Annotated in this window: 10 protein-coding genes and 1 pseudogene; 5 read left to right on the forward strand and 6 right to left on the reverse strand. The window is 37.8% G+C overall.

Translation table 11 applies throughout. The features are described 5' to 3' along the window. Window positions 1-189: 189 nt before the first annotated feature. Window positions 190-483 carry a helix-turn-helix domain-containing protein gene (locus tag AC3FI7_RS12795; RefSeq protein ID WP_142723836.1) on the reverse strand — a complete coding sequence of 98 codons (294 nt, stop codon included), beginning with the start codon at window positions 481-483 and terminating at the stop codon, window positions 190-192. Window positions 484-669: 186 nt separating this feature from the next. Here AC3FI7_RS12795 and ccoN point away from each other — a divergent pair, with 186 nt between their 5' ends. The 5 genes from ccoN (at window position 670) to AC3FI7_RS12820 (ending at window position 12446) form a co-directional block, all read left to right on the forward strand. Continuing rightward, window positions 670-2949: a cytochrome-c oxidase, cbb3-type subunit I gene (ccoN, locus tag AC3FI7_RS12800; RefSeq protein ID WP_142723835.1), complete on the forward strand. Its 2280-nt coding sequence runs from the start codon at window positions 670-672 to the stop codon at window positions 2947-2949. 18 nt (window positions 2950-2967) lie between these two features. After that, a complete protein-coding gene (locus AC3FI7_RS12805) occupies window positions 2968-3855 on the forward strand; it encodes a cbb3-type cytochrome c oxidase N-terminal domain-containing protein (protein WP_142723834.1) in 888 nt (295 codons plus the stop codon). Window positions 3856-4148: 293 nt separating this feature from the next. Continuing rightward, the gene (locus AC3FI7_RS12810; RefSeq protein ID WP_491460253.1) at window positions 4149-9176 is read left to right on the forward strand and encodes a translocation/assembly module TamB domain-containing protein; all 5028 of its coding nucleotides are present in this window, start codon (window positions 4149-4151) and stop codon (window positions 9174-9176) included. After that, on the forward strand, window positions 9176-11503 hold the full coding sequence (tamL, locus tag AC3FI7_RS12815) for a translocation and assembly module lipoprotein TamL (RefSeq protein WP_343659782.1): 2328 nt from the start codon (window positions 9176-9178) through the stop codon (window positions 11501-11503). Before AC3FI7_RS12810 ends, tamL begins: the two co-directional genes overlap by 1 nt. A gap of 1 nt (window position 11504) precedes the next feature. Then, the gene (locus AC3FI7_RS12820; protein ID WP_343659784.1) at window positions 11505-12446 is read left to right on the forward strand and encodes a YihY/virulence factor BrkB family protein; all 942 of its coding nucleotides are present in this window, start codon (window positions 11505-11507) and stop codon (window positions 12444-12446) included. A 107-nt stretch (window positions 12447-12553) separates the two neighbouring features. On the opposite strand, the gene AC3FI7_RS12825 is transcribed toward AC3FI7_RS12820, so the two are convergent. From AC3FI7_RS12825 to AC3FI7_RS12845, 5 genes and pseudogenes are all read right to left on the reverse strand, one after another. Next, the gene (locus AC3FI7_RS12825; RefSeq protein WP_491460254.1) at window positions 12554-13375 is read right to left on the reverse strand and encodes an IS3 family transposase; all 822 of its coding nucleotides are present in this window, start codon (window positions 13373-13375) and stop codon (window positions 12554-12556) included. Continuing rightward, complete coding sequence (locus tag AC3FI7_RS12830; protein ID WP_491462095.1) at window positions 13290-13733, reverse strand: helix-turn-helix domain-containing protein; 444 nt, start codon at window positions 13731-13733, stop codon at window positions 13290-13292. Before AC3FI7_RS12830 ends, AC3FI7_RS12825 begins: the two co-directional genes overlap by 86 nt. A gap of 63 nt (window positions 13734-13796) precedes the next feature. Further along, window positions 13797-13913 (reverse strand): annotated as a pseudogene (locus AC3FI7_RS12835) (hypothetical protein); the annotation flags it as partial. A 66-nt stretch (window positions 13914-13979) separates the two neighbouring features. After that, window positions 13980-15740 carry an arginine--tRNA ligase gene (gene argS / locus AC3FI7_RS12840; RefSeq protein WP_491460255.1) on the reverse strand — a complete coding sequence of 587 codons (1761 nt, stop codon included), beginning with the start codon at window positions 15738-15740 and terminating at the stop codon, window positions 13980-13982. A gap of 132 nt (window positions 15741-15872) precedes the next feature. Continuing rightward, a complete protein-coding gene (locus AC3FI7_RS12845) occupies window positions 15873-17297 on the reverse strand; it encodes a SusD/RagB family nutrient-binding outer membrane lipoprotein (protein WP_491460256.1) in 1425 nt (474 codons plus the stop codon).

Raw genomic sequence — 17297 nt, forward strand, 5'->3', positions numbered from 1 at the left:
TCTACATAATTATTTATTGTTAATGCATCGATTATAATACATTTGAAAAACCAATATTTGTTCCCTCATCAACGCCATGATCATCAGGCATACTAGAAACACAGTCTTTTTTGTTCGCAAAAAAATATGATCTCCCTCTGTCCGGGGAGATCATTGTTTATGATAATAAATTTAATAGAACAGGAATTATTACAAAAATTCTTTTGGAATTGATATATTATTCTCTTTCATGTACTCCAAAAGACTTTGATATTTATCTTCAAACCCATCAGTCCCGCATTTATGCGAAATACTACAGATATCTGACGGTTTGATGTCTAAAATATCAGATATTTTAGTCAGTATCTCCAGGTTGATCTTCACTTTGGAATTTTCAATATCGGAATAAGCCTTTTGGGAAATTCCCATTTCAAAGGCCATGTACTCCTGCGTAAGATCTTTGCTCCTACGTATTTTCCTGATATTTTGCCCACATACTTTCATCGTTTCTGTTTTAGTAGTTTTCGGTATATTTTAGAAGATTATCTATTAGCCTTCAACAAAGTTAATAAATACCTTTGGCAAAACATTATACACGTTACATGATATTTACTTTTAACCTATAAAAAGGGATAAAAAAATAAACCTTTTTCAGAGAAAATATCACTTCGGTAAACACTATTGGAATTTATGGAGACGCAAAAATTTAATTATGACAATACCATTGTCAGAGCATTCCTCTATGCGACTATCGCATTCGGACTTGTAGGATTTCTGCTGGGGCTTACAGCTGCATTGATGCTTTTTTATCCTGAATTGCCTGAATTTTTATTCGGTACGGATGATACGACTATTAAAAGCCTGGCTTCGGGTAATATTCAGGGACTGATCAATACACAGGGAGCTATGGGATTCGGAAGAATCAGAATGCTTCATACCAGTGCCGTAATTTTTGCCTTCGTATGTAACTCCTTTTTCTGTGGTGCTTACTACAGTATGCAGAGACTTCTTAAAACCAGGATGTATAGTGATACCCTTTCCTGGATTCACTTCTGGTCATGGCAGCTGATGATTGTAAGTGTAGTGATTACATTCCTTATGGGAATCAATACTTCTAAAGAATATGCCGAACATGAATGGCCTATTGACATCTTAATTGCATTCTCATGGATCATTTTCGGAATCAACATGTTCGGAACTATTGCTAAAAGAAGAGTGAGACATTTATATGTAGCAATATGGTTCTATATGGCAACCTGGATCGCTGTAGCGATGCTTCATATCTTCAATAACCTCGAAGTTCCGTTATCTTTCACAAGCTGGAAATCGTATTCTGTATATGCCGGCGTAAAAGATGCATTAGTACAATGGTGGTACGGACATAATGCGGTAGCATTCGTATTAACTACTCCTGTATTAGGTCTGATGTATTATTTTATGCCAAAAGCAGCTCAGCGACCGGTATTCTCATACAAATTATCCATTATTCACTTCTGGTCGCTGATCTTTGTATACCTTTGGGCCGGGCCTCACCACCTTCAGTATACAGCTTTGCCGGCATGGGCTCAAGCTGTAGGAACCGGATTCTCCATTATGCTTATTGCACCATCATGGGGAGGAATGCTGAATGGTCTTCTTACTCTAAGAGGAGCATGGGACAAAGTAAGAGAAAATCCTATTCTTAAATTCTTTGTAGTTGCTGTTACCTGTTATGGAATGGCTACTTTCGAAGGACCTTTATTAGCAACAAAATCATTAAATAAAATTGGTCACTACACCGACTGGGTAATCGGACACGTGCATATTGGTGCACTCGGATGGAATGGTTTTATGGCATTCGGAATTGTTTATTACCTGATCCCGATCATGTGGAGAACACCGCTATGGTCAAAAAAATTAGCCAACTGGCATTTCTGGCTGGGGACATTAGGAATTATTTTCTACGCTGTACCTATGTATATTTCCGGGTTCACACAGGGATTGATGTGGAAACAGTTCAACCCGGACGGAACACTGTTATGGAAAAACTGGCTGGATACCGTAACCGCTGTCATTCCTTACTATAAAATGAGATTCTTAGGAGGACTATTCTATATTTCAGGAGCCATTCTGATGGTGGTGAATGTTATTAAAACGATTAAAGCAGGTTCATTCCAGAGAGAAGTTCCGGCAGAAGCTCCGGCACTGGCCAATATTGGAAGTGCAAGAAAAGAAGGTGAAGGCGTACACCTTTGGCTGGAAAGAACCCCTACTCTCCTTTCTGTATTAGCCTTCATCACAGTAGCCATTGGTGGATTGGTGGAAATTGTTCCAACGCTATCCCTAAAGCAAAGTGTTCCGACCATTACAGCCGTGAAACCTTATACTCCTCTGGAACTGGAAGGTAGAGACTTATATATCCGTGAAGGATGCAATGCATGCCACTCTCAGATGATCAGACCATTCCGTGATGAAGTGGTAAGGTTTGAAGGGAAAAACGGACAATATTCAAAAGCAGGAGAGTTTATATACGACAGACCATTCTTATGGGGATCCAAAAGAACAGGACCGGATCTTCACAGAGAAGGTGGAAGAAACCCTGATTCATGGCATTTCAAACATATGTATAACCCAAGAATTACATCTGCCGGCTCTATTATGCCACGTTTCCCATGGTTAATTACCAATAAACTTGATAAAACACAAATGGTGGATAAAATGAAACTGATGAAAAATGCTTTCGATGTTCCTTATACAAAAGCACAGATCGATTCTGCCAACCAATGGGCAGACAATCAGTCAAAAGCAATTGTACAGCGTATTTATGCTGAAGCTACCGACGTAAAAGATCAGATGACCAGGGAAAAAACAGCAAAAGGATCAGCCTATATACCGCTTGAGCAGAGAGAAATCGTAGCAATGATTGCATACCTGCAGAGATTAGGTACCGATATTAAAACAACCCAGGTACAAACCGCAAGCGTAGAGTAACATTAAAATTGTAATGCAATGAAAACGAGAACCCCAATTTCAATATATATCGCAACAACGATAGGTTTAACGATCATGGCCTTTGAAATGTTCGCCGGAGATTCAGGATATTTTTCTTCTCCTTTTTTCTGGGCGCTGATATTGATTGCCATTATTCTCCTGCTGATCATGAACTCAATTGGAGATCTGGTGGAAAATGAAAGTTTCAGCAGATTATCAGAAGAGGAGAAAAAACAATACCTGGAAGAAAAAAAGATTCCTTATTATCAGAAATTATGGAATTCCGCCTTCAAAAAACAAACCGCTACGGAAGAAAAAGATATCCTTATCGACCATGGTTTTGACGGAATCACAGAGCTTGACAATTCTCTTCCAAAATGGTGGATCGGTCTGTTCTGGTTCGGGTGTATCTTCTGTGCCGTATATCTGGTAGCCTTCTCTTTCACAGATTATGCCCACCCGGATGTAGAATATACCAAAGAGGCAAAAACCATGTTAGCTTCCATCGAAGAATACGAGAAAAGCGCCCCACAGATCAATCTGGAATCTGCCAAATACAGTGCTGATAATATTGCAGAAGGACAGGAGCTCTTCAAAACAAACTGTGTTACCTGCCACGGAGATGGAGGAAAAGGAGGTATAGGCCCCAACCTTACCGACACCCATTGGATTAATATTAAAGAAAAAAGCCTGTTTAAAAATGTATTCTGGATGCTCGAAAACGGTTCTCCCAACAATCCTACCATGAGACCTTTCATCAAGGAAGGAACCATTACCGGAAGAGATGCTGAAAAAATTGCAGCCTATATTTACCATATCAACCAGGAAACCGCTCCTATAACAGCTGCACAAGGCGGAGCAGCACCTCAGGGAGAAGAAGTGAAATGGGAAAACGGAAACGACTAAAAACTTATTATCTATCATATAAACCATGCCACGCCCCCTTTACTACACTAACATTTGAATTTTCATTTTTGCTAACTAACCTTTTCAACATTAAAAAAATGATAAAAAGGGGGCGTTTTTTACAATACCAATTCTTGCCTTGATTCGTCTTACTCAACTATTCACTTGACAACTACAAACTAGAAAATTCCATAAAAAGACGGTCAAGGCAGGATTTTTGCATATGCAAAAGGGTACCACAACAAAGACCAAATAAAATAGTATTATTATCTTTGTTAGAAACCACATCGCATTTGAAACTGAAAATCAACACCACAAAACTCTTAAGGCGTATTGCAATAACCTTTATTTCAATATTGGTTCTTCTTACCCTGTTGATACTAAGCTTAAGGCTTCCTGCCGTTCAGAACTTCATTAAAGACAAACTGATTGTTTACCTTGAGAAAAAAATCAAAACTCCTGTAAGCCTTGAAAGAGTTTACATCGGATTTCCCAACAGTCTTGTCATGGAAAACCTTTATCTCAAAGGCCAGGACGTAGATACTCTTCTGGCGGTAAAAAAACTGGATGTAGGTTTACATATGCTGAAACTTCTCAATTCTACGGCAGATATCACTTCAGTCAATATGGAAGGAGCCCGTGCCCATGTTGTACGGAAACCGGACGGCAAATTTAATTTTGATTATATCATCGATGCCTTTGCCACAAACGACAAAGAAGAAAGTCCTTCCAAACCTTTTATTATTTCTCTTGATAAAATCAATTTAAAAGACATTGGTGTTACCTTCAACGACCAGCAGTCGAAGAATGATATTCAGCTCTATTTTAAATCGTTCGATACGAGAGTTAAAACTTTTGATCTTAGCAAAAACAACTATGCTGTCAATGATATTAATCTTGACGGATTAAAATTAAAGCTAAAGCAGGACCTTGTAGAAGAAGTTGCCAAAAAGGTAGAGAAAAAAGTAGATTCCCTCAATGAAAAAAAGCCGATGAGTATTGGATTGAGAGGCATTAAGCTTACCCATTTCGATATTGATTACGGTGATGAAAATACCAAAACATTTGCAAAAGTTATCTTCAAAGAACTGAGCACAAAGGTCAATAAGCTTGATCTTGAAAACAATACGTACAATATTGCCAATGTATTCCTTTCGGGTGCAGATATTAATGCCAACCTTTTTCTTCCGGCTCAGAATGCCAATCCGAAAAAAACAAAAGAGCCGGAGGTTTCAAAAGTCTCCGATCAGGATAAAGCAATAAAACTTCTTTTAGGAAAACTTGTTCTGAATGATGTAAAAGCGACCTATAATAACACTGCGATTGCTCCTACCAAGCAGGGTATGGACTTCAATCATCTTAATTTTTCAAAAATGAATGTTGAGGTGAGAAGTTTCAAAATGGAGAATAATACTTTCGCAGGAACAGTAAATACTGCGGAAATCCAGGAAGGCAGGGGTTTGGATATCCAGAAATTCAATACGGATTTTGTGTATGCTGAAAAAGAGGCTTATCTAAAAGATCTTTATCTTCAAACCCCGAAAACCCTATTGCGTGATGAGGTTATTTTAAACTATAACTCCATTGATCAGCTGAGTTCAAACTTAGGTGCTGTAAAAATTTCGGCCAATATCAAAGATTCAAAAATCGGATTCTCAGATATTCTGAATCTGGCTCCGACTTTAAGAAATACGGTACCATTCAACAAATATCCAAATGCCATTTTAAACATAAATGCCAATGTAAAAGGGAGCGTCAATGATCTTTTGATTCAGGATCTTAAAGTTTCCGGATTGGATCAGCTGAGGGTAATGGCCTCCGGAAAAATCAGGAATGCGATGAATCCGAACCAGTTATATTATGATCTGAGAATCGGTGAATTGTCTTCCAGTGCCAAAACGATATTCAATCTTGTCCCTAAAAATACAATTCCTTCCAATATCTCCCTTCCTTCCCATTTCAGCATCAAAGGAAATGCAAAAGGGACAACAAAAGTAGTGAATACCGATCTGAACCTCTACTCTACTCTTGGGAATGCGGCTGTCATCGCACAGGTAGACATGCGTAGAAAAAATCACGAACTGTATGACATAAAAGCTAACCTTCAGGGGATACAGGTTGGAAAAATCATTCAGAATAAAGATATTGGTCCTGTCACTGCGCAGATTGCAGCGAAAGGAGAAAGTTTTGATTTTAAAAATGCCACTGCAGATTTAAAGGGCCGTGTAGCTTCTGCCGTCTACAAGGGATACCGCTATCAGAATATGAACCTTACCGGAAAGATCAATAAAGGAGCATATCATATTCTTTTGGACTCAAAAGATCCGAACGCCAGCTTACAGCTGACTGCTTCCGGAGTTTATGACGAAAAAAATCCAACGGTAAAAGTGAATGGAGAAGTCATCAAACTGGATGTCAACAAGCTTGGTTTCTATGAAAAACCAATGATTATTGCCGGAAAAATTGATGGTGATTTCACCAGTTTAGATCCGAATAATCTGAACGGATATCTCAACCTTAAAGATTTCGCTTTTTCAGATACCAAGGAAGTGTATCCCGTACAGGAAGTCAATCTGAAAGCATCATCTACTCAGGATTCCACACAGATTATTTTCAATTCCCAAATTGCTGATGTGGAACTGAAAGGAAAATATAAGCTCACTCAGATTTTTGGGGCTTTAACGCAAACTGTGAATCAGTATTATCAATTCCAGAAACCGGATAAAAGTCAGAAGATTGATCCGGGACAGCATTTTACCTTTACGGCCAAAATCAAAAATGATGATCTGATCAGGAAGTTTGTACCCGATCTGAAAGATTTTGAAACCATAAATTTAGCAGGAAACTATGATGCTGACTCTCAGAAAATTGAAATAGACGGACAGATTCCGCGATTATTATACGGTGAAAATTCTATTGAAAAAGGAGCTTTGAAAGTCACTAATGAAAATCAGGCGCTGCAGTACAGCCTGAATGTTGCTGCTTTAAAAAGCTCAAGCTTTTCTTTAAACAAAATCAACATTGACGGCGATGTTGCGGATAACACAATCCGATACAATGTCACAACAAAAGATGAAAAGGATGCCACGCGGTTCCTGATTGCAGGAAGTGCAAAATCCCTTAATGACATTACCGAAATATCACTTAATCCCAATGGCTTAAAACTGAATTACACTGACTGGAATGTTGCCGAAAACAATAAAATCCAGATCAGCAGCAAAGGAATTCTGGCGGATAACTTTATTTTATCTAACGGAAGCAGTGAAATTGCTGTTCAGTCGGAAAACAACAATCCCAGCAGTCCTTTAAATATTTCGTTGAAAGATTTTAAGATTGAAACCATTACGGAACTTATTAAAAAAGATACGGTACTTGCAAGAGGTACTATTAACGGAACCGCTCAGCTTCGTGATGTGACTAAAAAAATGACCTTTACTTCTGACTTGAATATTTCAGATTTAATTGTCTATGGAAGTCCTGTTGGAAATCTTGCAGTAAAAGTGAACAATGCTTCACCGAATGTTTTAAATGCCGATATCGCTCTTTCCGGAAATAACAATGATGTAAAAATCCTGGGAGATTACAATACCTCATCCAGGACTTTCGATCTGAATATGGCGATCAACCAGCTTCAGATGAAGAGTATCCAGGGATTCTCCATGAACGCGATTACCAATACGGAAGGCTATCTTTCAGGAAACTTAAAGATTACAGGGACCAGTGATCAACCGAATATTTTAGGAAAAGTAAAATTCAATGATGCCGGACTCGAAATTGCCAAAACAGGAAGCGATTTCAGACATCTGAGCGATGAAATAGATTTTACCAGCCGCGGAATTGAGTTTGATAAATTTAAAGTAAAAGATAAAGACGGTAACGCCCTTGTGGTGGACGGGCAGGTTCTTACTCAAACCTATAGGGATTTTGCTTTTAACCTTAATGTAAATGCAAAAGATTTTAAAGTAGTTAATTCTGAGAAATCCAACGATGCAATTATGTATGGTATTCTTGCCATTGATGCAGGTCTTCATATCCGTGGAAATCTTGATCTTCCAAAAGTTGACGGAAGGTTAAGCGTAGCTGACAATACGGACTTCACTTTTGTTCTTCCACAATCCAGCCCCTCTTTACAGGAAAGAGACGGCATTGTAGAGTTTGTAGACCAGGATCAGGTAGTTTTGAATAAAACAATTAAAGCAGACTCACTTAATGCACAGAGCCGTATCAAAGGAATGGATGTAAGTGTTAATATTGAGGTCAGCAAAGAAGCAAAACTTTCATTAATTATTGATAAAGCCAATGGTGATTTTGTACAGCTTCAGGGCGAGGCAGAATTAACCGGAGGAATAGATCCGTCAGGGAAAACCACACTGGTAGGAGTGTATGAAGTAGACAAGGGAAGCTACGATCTCTCTGTAAGCTTCCTGAAACGTAAATTTGACATCCAGAAAGGAAGTACTATTACCTGGACCGGTGAACCTACAATGGCTCAGATGGATATTACAGCCGTGTACAAAACAGAAGCTCCGCCTATTGACCTTGTAGAACAGCAGATCAGTGGTGAAAGTGCCTCCACAATCAATCAGTTTAAACAAAGGGTTCCTTTCAATGCGTTATTGAAAATGAAAGGTGAACTATTGAAACCTCAGCTCACTTTCGATATTACCACGGATGAAAAAAATAACGCCGTGTCCACCAATGTAAAAGATATTATTGACCAGAAACTCGCTCAGGTCAGAACCCAGGAATCAGAACTGAATAAGCAGGTTTTTGCCTTATTGCTTCTGAACCGGTTTATAGGAGAGAATCCATTTGAAAGCGGAGCAGGAATGTCTGCGGAGACCATGGCAAGACAGAGTGTGAGTAAAATCCTTTCTCAGCAATTGAATAACCTCGCGGCAGGTCTGATTAAAGGAGTCGATCTTAATTTTGGTCTTGATTCTTCAGAAGATTATTCCAGCGGGGAGAAAAATACGAGAACCGATCTGAATGTGGATATCAGTAAAAAATTACTGAATGACCGACTGAAAGTAACGGTGGGAAGCAACTTCGGACTGGAAGGCCAGGCCCGTCAGAATGAAAACATGACCAATATTGCAGGGAATGTTTCTGTAGATTACAGTCTTTCCAAAGACGGTAGATATATGCTGCGTGCTTATCGTAAGGATGAATATCAGGTGGCTCTTCAGGGGCAGATCATAGAAACCGGAGTCGGATTCATTATTACGTTGGATTATGACAAATTCCGGGAGATTTTCCAGAAATCCAAAGAGAAAAAACCGAAAAAGAATCAAAATAACCAAGTGGTAGAATTTAAATAATGAGTAATAAGTTCCATATATATTGTAAGTATCTGTTGGTTTCCGGAATGGCATCAACGGTGATTTCGTGCAGCAATACCAGGTTTTTGAAAGAGGGCCAGATGCTCTACACAGGAGCTGAAGTAAAGATTGAAAACGATACGATTTCGAAAAAGGAAAAAAAAGAATTGCAGGCTGCATTGGAAGCGAATCTCACTCCTAAACCCAATTCCACATTTTTAGGAATGCGCCCAAAGCTGTATTTCTATAACATAGCTAAAGAGCCCAAAAAAGACAAAGGCTTTAATTACTGGCTGAAATATAAAGTGGGTGAAAAACCAGTTTTATTAGGTGATGTAGACAGAGAATTCAATAAAGATATTATTGAAAATTATTCTGAAAACAAAGGGTATTTTAATGCTAAAGCTACTTATGATACGGTTTCAAAGAATAAAAAAGCCCAGGTTATATACACCGTGAGACCAGGTTCACGATACCTTATTGATGGAGTGAAGTTTCAGAAAGATTCTACGTTGGTCAATCATGAAATTCAGAGTTTTGCCGATAAAACCCTTCTCAAAAACGGCAGACCTTTTGACCTTGATGTCATTAAAGCAGAAAGAGAAAGAATTGATAACAGGTTAAAGGAAAGAGGCTTTTATTATTTTCATCCGGATAATATTATTGTACAGGCAGACAGTACAGTAAGCAAAAATCATAAGGTTGAACTTAACGTAAAACTGAAAGACAATACCCCGGATTTAGCGACTCAGCAGTTCAGCATTGATAAAGTAATTGTATTTCCTAACTACAACATTCAGGATGTAAAAGACGGTAAGTACAGCATCCCTATGAATAAAGACTCTCTTTCGAAATATGCTTTCGATGATATTTATGTAATTGATCCACAGCATAAATTCAAACCAAAGATTTTTGACAGGGCATTATATTTCAAACAGGGAGATCTGTATAACCGCTCCAATCATAATCTTACCCTGAACAGGCTGATCAGTCTGGGTGTTTTCAAGTTTGTAAAGAATGAGTTTATCGTATCTGATTCTTTAAGCCATAAATTTGATGCCTATTATTTATTAACCCCGAGACAAATCCAATCCCTTCGTCTGGAAGCACTGGGAAGAACAAACTCAGCGAATTATGCAGGAAGTGAACTGAATCTCAACTGGACTCACCGAAATTTTTTCCGGGGAGCAGAACAATTTAAAGCTGCGATCTACGGGGCTTTTGATTTCCAGATGGGAGGCGCTCAGAATGCCAATAATATTTTCCGTGCAGGAACGAATGTACAGCTTTCTATTCCGAGAATTGTGGCACCATTCCGTTTTCATTCTTCCAGTGAGTTTGTTCCCAGAACCAATATCACATTGGGATATGAATTCCAAAACAGAACACAGTATTACACGCTTAATAATTTCACCGGGTCATTCGGATATTTATGGAAAGAAAATGCGAGGAAAGAACATGAATTGAAGGTGATTGATATTACATTAGTCTCTCCGGCAAAGGTCACCGCTTTATATGATTCTATCTCTGCAACAAATCCTGCTATGCGAAGAGTTGTAGACAGACAGTTGATTTTCGGTCCAACCTATTCTTACACCTACACCAATACCATGTATCCTAAGACCAATACCATTTATTATAAGGGGACACTTGATCTGGCAGGAAATATTACAGGATTGGTTACGGGTGCCGATGTAAAAAAAGATAAGGAAAAGAAAATATTTGGAATTCCTTTCAGCCAGTATGTAAAAATTGAAAATGATTTCAGGTTCTATCATAAGTTCACTGAAAAGTCTTCATTAGCAACGAGATTCATTGGAGGAATCGCTTATCCATACGGAAATTCTGAGTTTATACCTTTCTCCAAGCAATTTTTCTCAGGAGGGAGTAACAGTATCAGAGCCTTCCGTGCGAGAACATTAGGACCGGGAAGCTTTGATCCGAGAACCATACCGGAAGGTTCTTATTTTGATCAGTCCGGAGATGTTAAACTGGAATTAAATGCGGAATACCGCGCCAATCTTTATAAGTTTTTAAATGCAGCCGTTTTTGTGGATGCCGGAAATATATGGCTTCTTCATGACGATTCCACGAGACCGGGGGCTAAGTTTTCAAAAGATTTTTTAAATGAAATTGCGGTGGGAGCCGGAGTAGGTCTGAGGCTGGATTTTTCTATCCTGATCTTAAGACTGGATCTTGCAATGCCACTGAGAGTTCCTTATTATCAAAAAGGAGACAGATGGGCCTTCGATAAAATTAACTTCGGAGATCCAAGCTGGAGAAAAGATAATCTTGTTTTAAATATTGCCATCGGATATCCTTTTTAGTATGATCAAAACCATCAAATTTTTCTGGGAGGTTCTGAAAGACACATTTACAGAATGGAACAATTCTTCTGCATCTAAAGATTCAGCAAGTCTTGCCTATTATGCTATCTTTTCAATCCCGGGATTATTGATCATTATTATATGGGTACTTGGAAATTTCTTTGGTGAAGAAGCCATCCGCGGACAGATCAGTACCCAGATCAGCGGTATTATGGGACCGGATGTAGCAAAAAGTATTGAAGGAATGCTGGCTGGGGCCCTGATTGACAAAAAAAATATTTTTATGAAAGCGGTAGGAGTAGGCTCATTGGTTTTTGGTTCTACAACACTTTTCTTTCAGCTTCAGCATTCATTGAATACACTTTGGGAAGTAGAAGCTGCTCCCAAAAAAGCACTGGTTAAATTCCTACTGGACAGAGCGAATTCTTTAGGCATGATTCTTATCCTGGGATTTCTTTTGATGATCACTATGATTTTGTCTTCTCTGATCAGTCTGTTCAATACAATCATTACTCAATATTTTGGTTTTGAAACCTATATGCTGGTAGAGCTTGTCAATTTTGCGGTGGGTTTTGGTCTGGTGATGCTATTATTTGCTCTGATGTTTAAAGTGTTACCCGATGTTTTGATTAGCTGGAAACCTGTATGGAAAGGCGCATTTCTGACAACCGTTTTATTTACCCTCGGAAAATTCTTATTAAGCCTTTATTTTAACCAGGTAAAACCTACCTCAGCCTTTGGTGCAGCCGGAACAGTTATCCTGATCATGATGTGGATCAATTATTCCTGTATGCTGATATTTTTCGGTGCTGAATTCACCAAGGTTTACACTTATAAAAAGGGATATAAAGTCACACTCTCCAAACATGCGCGATGGACTCCGGCTAAGTTGTATGCAGATAGTTTGAGGCAGATGCATAGTGAGTCCGATGATGAGACATAAAATGCGGGATTTTGAGATGCTCGATTCGAATTGCTTAGCATGAGAACCCATTAATTGATATAAAAAATCCTCCTGAAATTAGACTGCACCCAAAAGTTTAGACAAAATTAAACAATATTATTATATGAAAGAGTTCGGTACTGTACCGGACTCTTTCCTTTTAGATTAAGTCTTATCCTGTCGTTATTGTAATAATTGATATACTTCTTTATTTCTTTTTTGAGCTCATCAATGGTTTTAAATTTCTTAGTATAGAACATTTCAGATTTTAAAGTTCCAAAGAAGTTTTCTATTACTGCATTATCCAGACAGTTTCCTTTGCGGGACATACTTTGGATAATGCCTTTTTCTTTTAACAGGTGCTGATAGGCTTTCATCTGATATTGCCAGCCTTGATCAGAGTGTATAATGAGGTTTTCAGTATTTTTAATTTTTCTGAATCCTTTTTTGAGCATATTCACAACCTGCGCAAAGGCAGGCCTTTCTGAGAGATCGTAACTGATAATCTCGCCATTGTAAAGGTCAATTATTGGCGAAAGATACAATTTACTGCCCGAAACGTTAAATTCTGTCACATCAGTGGCCCATTTTCTGTTTGGCTGATCTGCCTTAAAGTTTCTCTCCAGAATATTGGGTGCTATCCTGCCTTGCTCTCCCCGGTAGGATCTGTATTTTTTAACCCTAACTATACTTTTCAATCCCAGGGACTTCATCAGTCTTAATACCGTTTTATGATTAATTACAATTTCTTGTTGTTTCATAATCAAAGTAATACGACGGTATCCAAACCGACCTCTATGCCTATGATAAATTTGTTTTATCAAAGTTTTTATTTCTCCATATTTATCTTTTTTTGTCAAGAGCTTTCTGATGGTAATAAAAACTGCTTCTGGCCATACCTGTACAATCCAACAGAAGTGACAGATCATATTTTCGCCTTAATCCTTCGATGGCCTCTGCTTGTTCTTTTTGAGAGTTAAGGCGTCTAACTTTTTTTAGAAAATCAATTTCAGCTCGAAGCCTTTCGTTTTCCAATAAAAGTTCTTCTTCTCTGGTCAATGGCTTATCAGACTTTCTTTTTTTACGTTTGTAATCACTCATAATGACGGGTCTTCCTTTGGGGGTGTTCTTTAACCCTAAAATACCACTTTTTTCGTAATCCCTTTGCCAATTCAACACGGTAGACTGAGCTGCAATATTAAATCGGATACATGCTTCCCTTTGTGAGATATGTTCTGTTTCGATGGTTTTTAGAACTTTAAATTTGAAATTCACGGAATAACTCATGTTTTTTCGAGGGTATAGTCCCGAGATTCCGTACTTGTTATAAAAACCAATCCACTTGCGCAGATTGCTTTCATTAAATCCTTTCTCTGTTGCTATAGATTTAATTGAACAATGAGAATTTTTGTGAAGATTAATACATTCTAACTTGAAAGCAACGCTAAATTTTTCTTTTCTATACATAAAAAAATGCCCCTAAAAAGTGTCTAACTTTTTGGGGGCAGTCCAAATTCAGGAGGATTTCTATTTTTACATTCTGTTTACGGTTCCGATACCGAGAAGAGCTAATGATTTTTTAACTGTTTTTGCTGTAAGATCTGAAAGGTTTAAACGGAATTGTTTTAAATTTTCATCTTCCAGTTTCAGAATAATATTACTTTGGTAGAACGAATTATAAGATTTAGCCAGATCATAAACATAATTGGCAACCAGGGCCGGGCTCAATGCTTCTGCTGCTCTTTCAACAATTGTTTTGTAGCTAGCCAAAAGCATGATCAGTTCTTTTTCATACTGGTTTAAAGTTACATCCGAGATTTCTTTATACTGGTAATCTGCTTTTGTCAGCAAAGACTGCGTACGAGCGTAGGTATATTGAATAAACGGTCCTGTATTTCCATTAAATTCAATACTTTCTGCCGGATTGAACAACATCTTTTTCTTAGGATCCACTTTCAGCATGAAATATTTGAGTGCTCCCATTCCAATAATTTCATAAGAAGCTACTTTTACTTCTTCTGAGAGACCTTCAAGTTTTCCTTGTTCTATAGCTTTTAATTTTGCTGTTTCATGCATTTCTGCCATCAGGTCGTCTGCATCCACAACGGTTCCTTCACGGGATTTCATTTTTCCTTCCGGAAGTTCAACCATACCATAAGAAAGGTGGAATAACTGATCAGCCCATGAATATCCAAGCTTTTTCATAATTTTAAATAAAACCTGGAAGTGATAATCCTGTTCATTTCCAACAGTATAAATCAACTTTTGAATATTGTTATCTTTAAAGCGCTCTACAGCTGTTCCAAGATCCTGAGTCATGTAAACAGAAGTACCATCTGAACGAAGCAGTAACTTCTGATCAAGACCTTCATCGGTAAGGTCACACCACACAGAACCATCTTCTTTCTGATACAAAACCCCTTTATCCAACCCTTCCTGAATAAGATCTTTCCCTAAAATATAAGTATTGCTTTCATACTGAACCTGATCAAAGTCAACGCCTAATCTTTTATACGTTTCATTGAATCCTTTATAAACCCATGAATTCATTTCTGCCCAAAGCGCTCTTACTTTCTCATCTTCATTTTCCCAGTCCAAAAGCATTTTCTGAGCTTCTTTCATTACCGGAGCCTCTTTTTTAGCCTGCTCCTCTCCTACGCCCTGCTCTACAAGCTCTGCAATTTCTTTTTTATAGTTTTTGTCAAATTCCACATAATAGTTTCCAACAAATTTATCGCCTTTGGTATTAGTCGTTTCAGGCGTTTCTCCGTTCCCAAATTTCTCCCATGCCAGCATGGATTTACAGATATGAATTCCTCTATCATTAATAATCTGAGTTTTGATTACATCATATCCAGCCTCTTTTAAAATCTGAGCAACAGAGAATCCTAATAAATTATTTCTGATATGCCCCAAGTGTAATGGCTTGTTAGTATTCGGTGAAGAATATTCTACCATTACCGTAGCGTTTTTCTTTTCTATTGTAAAGAAATTTTCACTTACGGATCTGAAATTATCCACAAACAATTGATTTTTCACCTTAACATTAAGGAAACCTTTTACCACATTAAAGCTTTCGAAAAGCTCCGTCTGCTCTGTCAAAGCCTCCCCTAATTCAACCCCGATGCTTTCAGGATTCTTTTTCAGCTGCTTTACCAATGGAAAAGTAACGATGGTAAAATCGCCCTCAAATTCCGTTTTATTTTCCTGAACTTCCAGCTTAATGTCTTTTAACTGATATACATTTAAAATGACTTCCGAAAGTTTTTGCTCTATAATATCTTTAATATTCATGGGTTCATACTTATTTTTTCAAAGGCCACCTGTAATAGCCTGCATTTTATTTCAAAATTTTGAAGTACAAATATACGGAAATAAAAAAACCGCCCGAAGGCGGTATAATATGAATGTTTATTAAAATATGTGTTAATTCTTATCCCAGAAAAGCTTAGTTGTTGCTTTATCACCACCTATTTTATCTCCTGCAGCTTTAACGTTTGCTCCGTTCAATACATATTCCTGATCAGAATAAGGCATTCTGTAAGGCACTGAAGATAAGTTAGATTTTGGAGGATTCACAAGAATAGGATAATCCAAACGTCTTGTAAAGTTCCAGCTGGCAAAACCTTTATTAAACATGGCAATCCAAGCCTGTACACCTATAGACTGTTTCCAGTTTGCCGGATTATAAGGGTGTGCAACCACATACGCATCTGCAATGGTACTGCTTATTCCATTCTCTCTCATAGACTCCTTCACAGCAGCTGCATAAAGCTCTACTGCAGTACCTCCTGCAGAATATCCTCTTGCAGCAGCCTCAGCTTTTAAGAAGGCCACTTCCGCATAACTAAGCAGATTAGATGCTGCAGTAGCACTCCTGAAATAGGCGCTTAATTGAGAGAAGTTGGTATATGGATCATTTAATTCTCCAAAAACGCCTCCTTTATATACTCCTCCTGTAATCTTTGTAAACCATACATCCATTCTTGGATCGGAAAGAGCGCTCATCGTATTAATTGTTAATTCACTAGGTAAAAAATCATTTCTATTTGAAGCCACTAAATTATCAAATACCGGATTCGAAAAAGTTCCGCCATCATATTTAAATTTATAAGCATCATCATCAGAAGAAATAACACCACTGGCAATTGCAGATTCAACAGTCGATTTCGACAATGCAGGATCAACATCTGCTAAATTCATCCCCAGTCTTAATTTAATAGAGTTAGCCAATTTCTTCCATTTAGCCATATTACCTCCGTAAACCAAATCACTGTAACCCGTAGCTGCAGGCTTTATAGTAGCAGTAACAGCATCGATTCTTTTAATCAAGTCAAGATAAATTGTCTTAGCATCATCGTATTTAGGGGTTAAAATCTCATCTGGTTTGAAAGCTTCAGAATAAGGAACATCCCCATAAGTATCCACAATATTTTCCCAAATAAAGATTTCTTCAATTTCTAAGGTTGCCAACTTATTGGTACGTATATCATCCGTCTCTACTTCATTCATCAGATTCACTTTTGCTTGTTTCAAGTTGTTAATACTGTAAACATACATTCTGTTAAAATGATTACGAGGCTGATTACGGGTTACCAAATTATATTGAGTTTCGTCCGGGTACTGAGTTTCCGCCCATTGTTGTGTAAAGAATCTGTAATTATTAAAATTTACACTAGGGTTATCCATATAATAAGATGACTGATATAAGGCCGTAGCTAATAAGTTATCAGATGGAAGGACTGACGGATGTTTAGGATCATCATTAAGAGAAGTTAAATCACTTTGGCATGAACTTAAAGCCAACCCAATACATGCAGACACCAAACTTATTTTTATAATATTTTTCAT

The sequence above is a fragment of the Chryseobacterium sp. TQ-BC-N36 genome (assembly GCF_058382295.1).

What these genes read in the sequence shown, in the direction of transcription:
- AC3FI7_RS12795 (WP_142723836.1), bottom strand. Translation starts at nt 483, where the DNA reads ATGAAAGTATGTGGGCAAAATATCAGGAAAATACGTAGGAGCAAAGAT.
- ccoN (WP_142723835.1), top strand. Translation starts at nt 670, where the DNA reads ATGGAGACGCAAAAATTTAATTATGACAATACCATTGTCAGAGCATTC.
- AC3FI7_RS12805 (WP_142723834.1), top strand. Translation starts at nt 2,968, where the DNA reads ATGAAAACGAGAACCCCAATTTCAATATATATCGCAACAACGATAGGT.
- tamL (WP_343659782.1), top strand. Translation starts at nt 9,176, where the DNA reads ATGAGTAATAAGTTCCATATATATTGTAAGTATCTGTTGGTTTCCGGA.
- AC3FI7_RS12820 (WP_343659784.1), top strand. Translation starts at nt 11,505, where the DNA reads ATGATCAAAACCATCAAATTTTTCTGGGAGGTTCTGAAAGACACATTT.
- AC3FI7_RS12825 (WP_491460254.1), bottom strand. Translation starts at nt 13,375, where the DNA reads ATGATCTGTCACTTCTGTTGGATTGTACAGGTATGGCCAGAAGCAGTT.
- AC3FI7_RS12830 (WP_491462095.1), bottom strand. Translation starts at nt 13,733, where the DNA reads ATGAGTTATTCCGTGAATTTCAAATTTAAAGTTCTAAAAACCATCGAA.
- argS (WP_491460255.1), bottom strand. Translation starts at nt 15,740, where the DNA reads ATGAATATTAAAGATATTATAGAGCAAAAACTTTCGGAAGTCATTTTA.
- AC3FI7_RS12845 (WP_491460256.1), bottom strand. Translation starts at nt 17,297, where the DNA reads ATGAAAAATATTATAAAAATAAGTTTGGTGTCTGCATGTATTGGGTTG.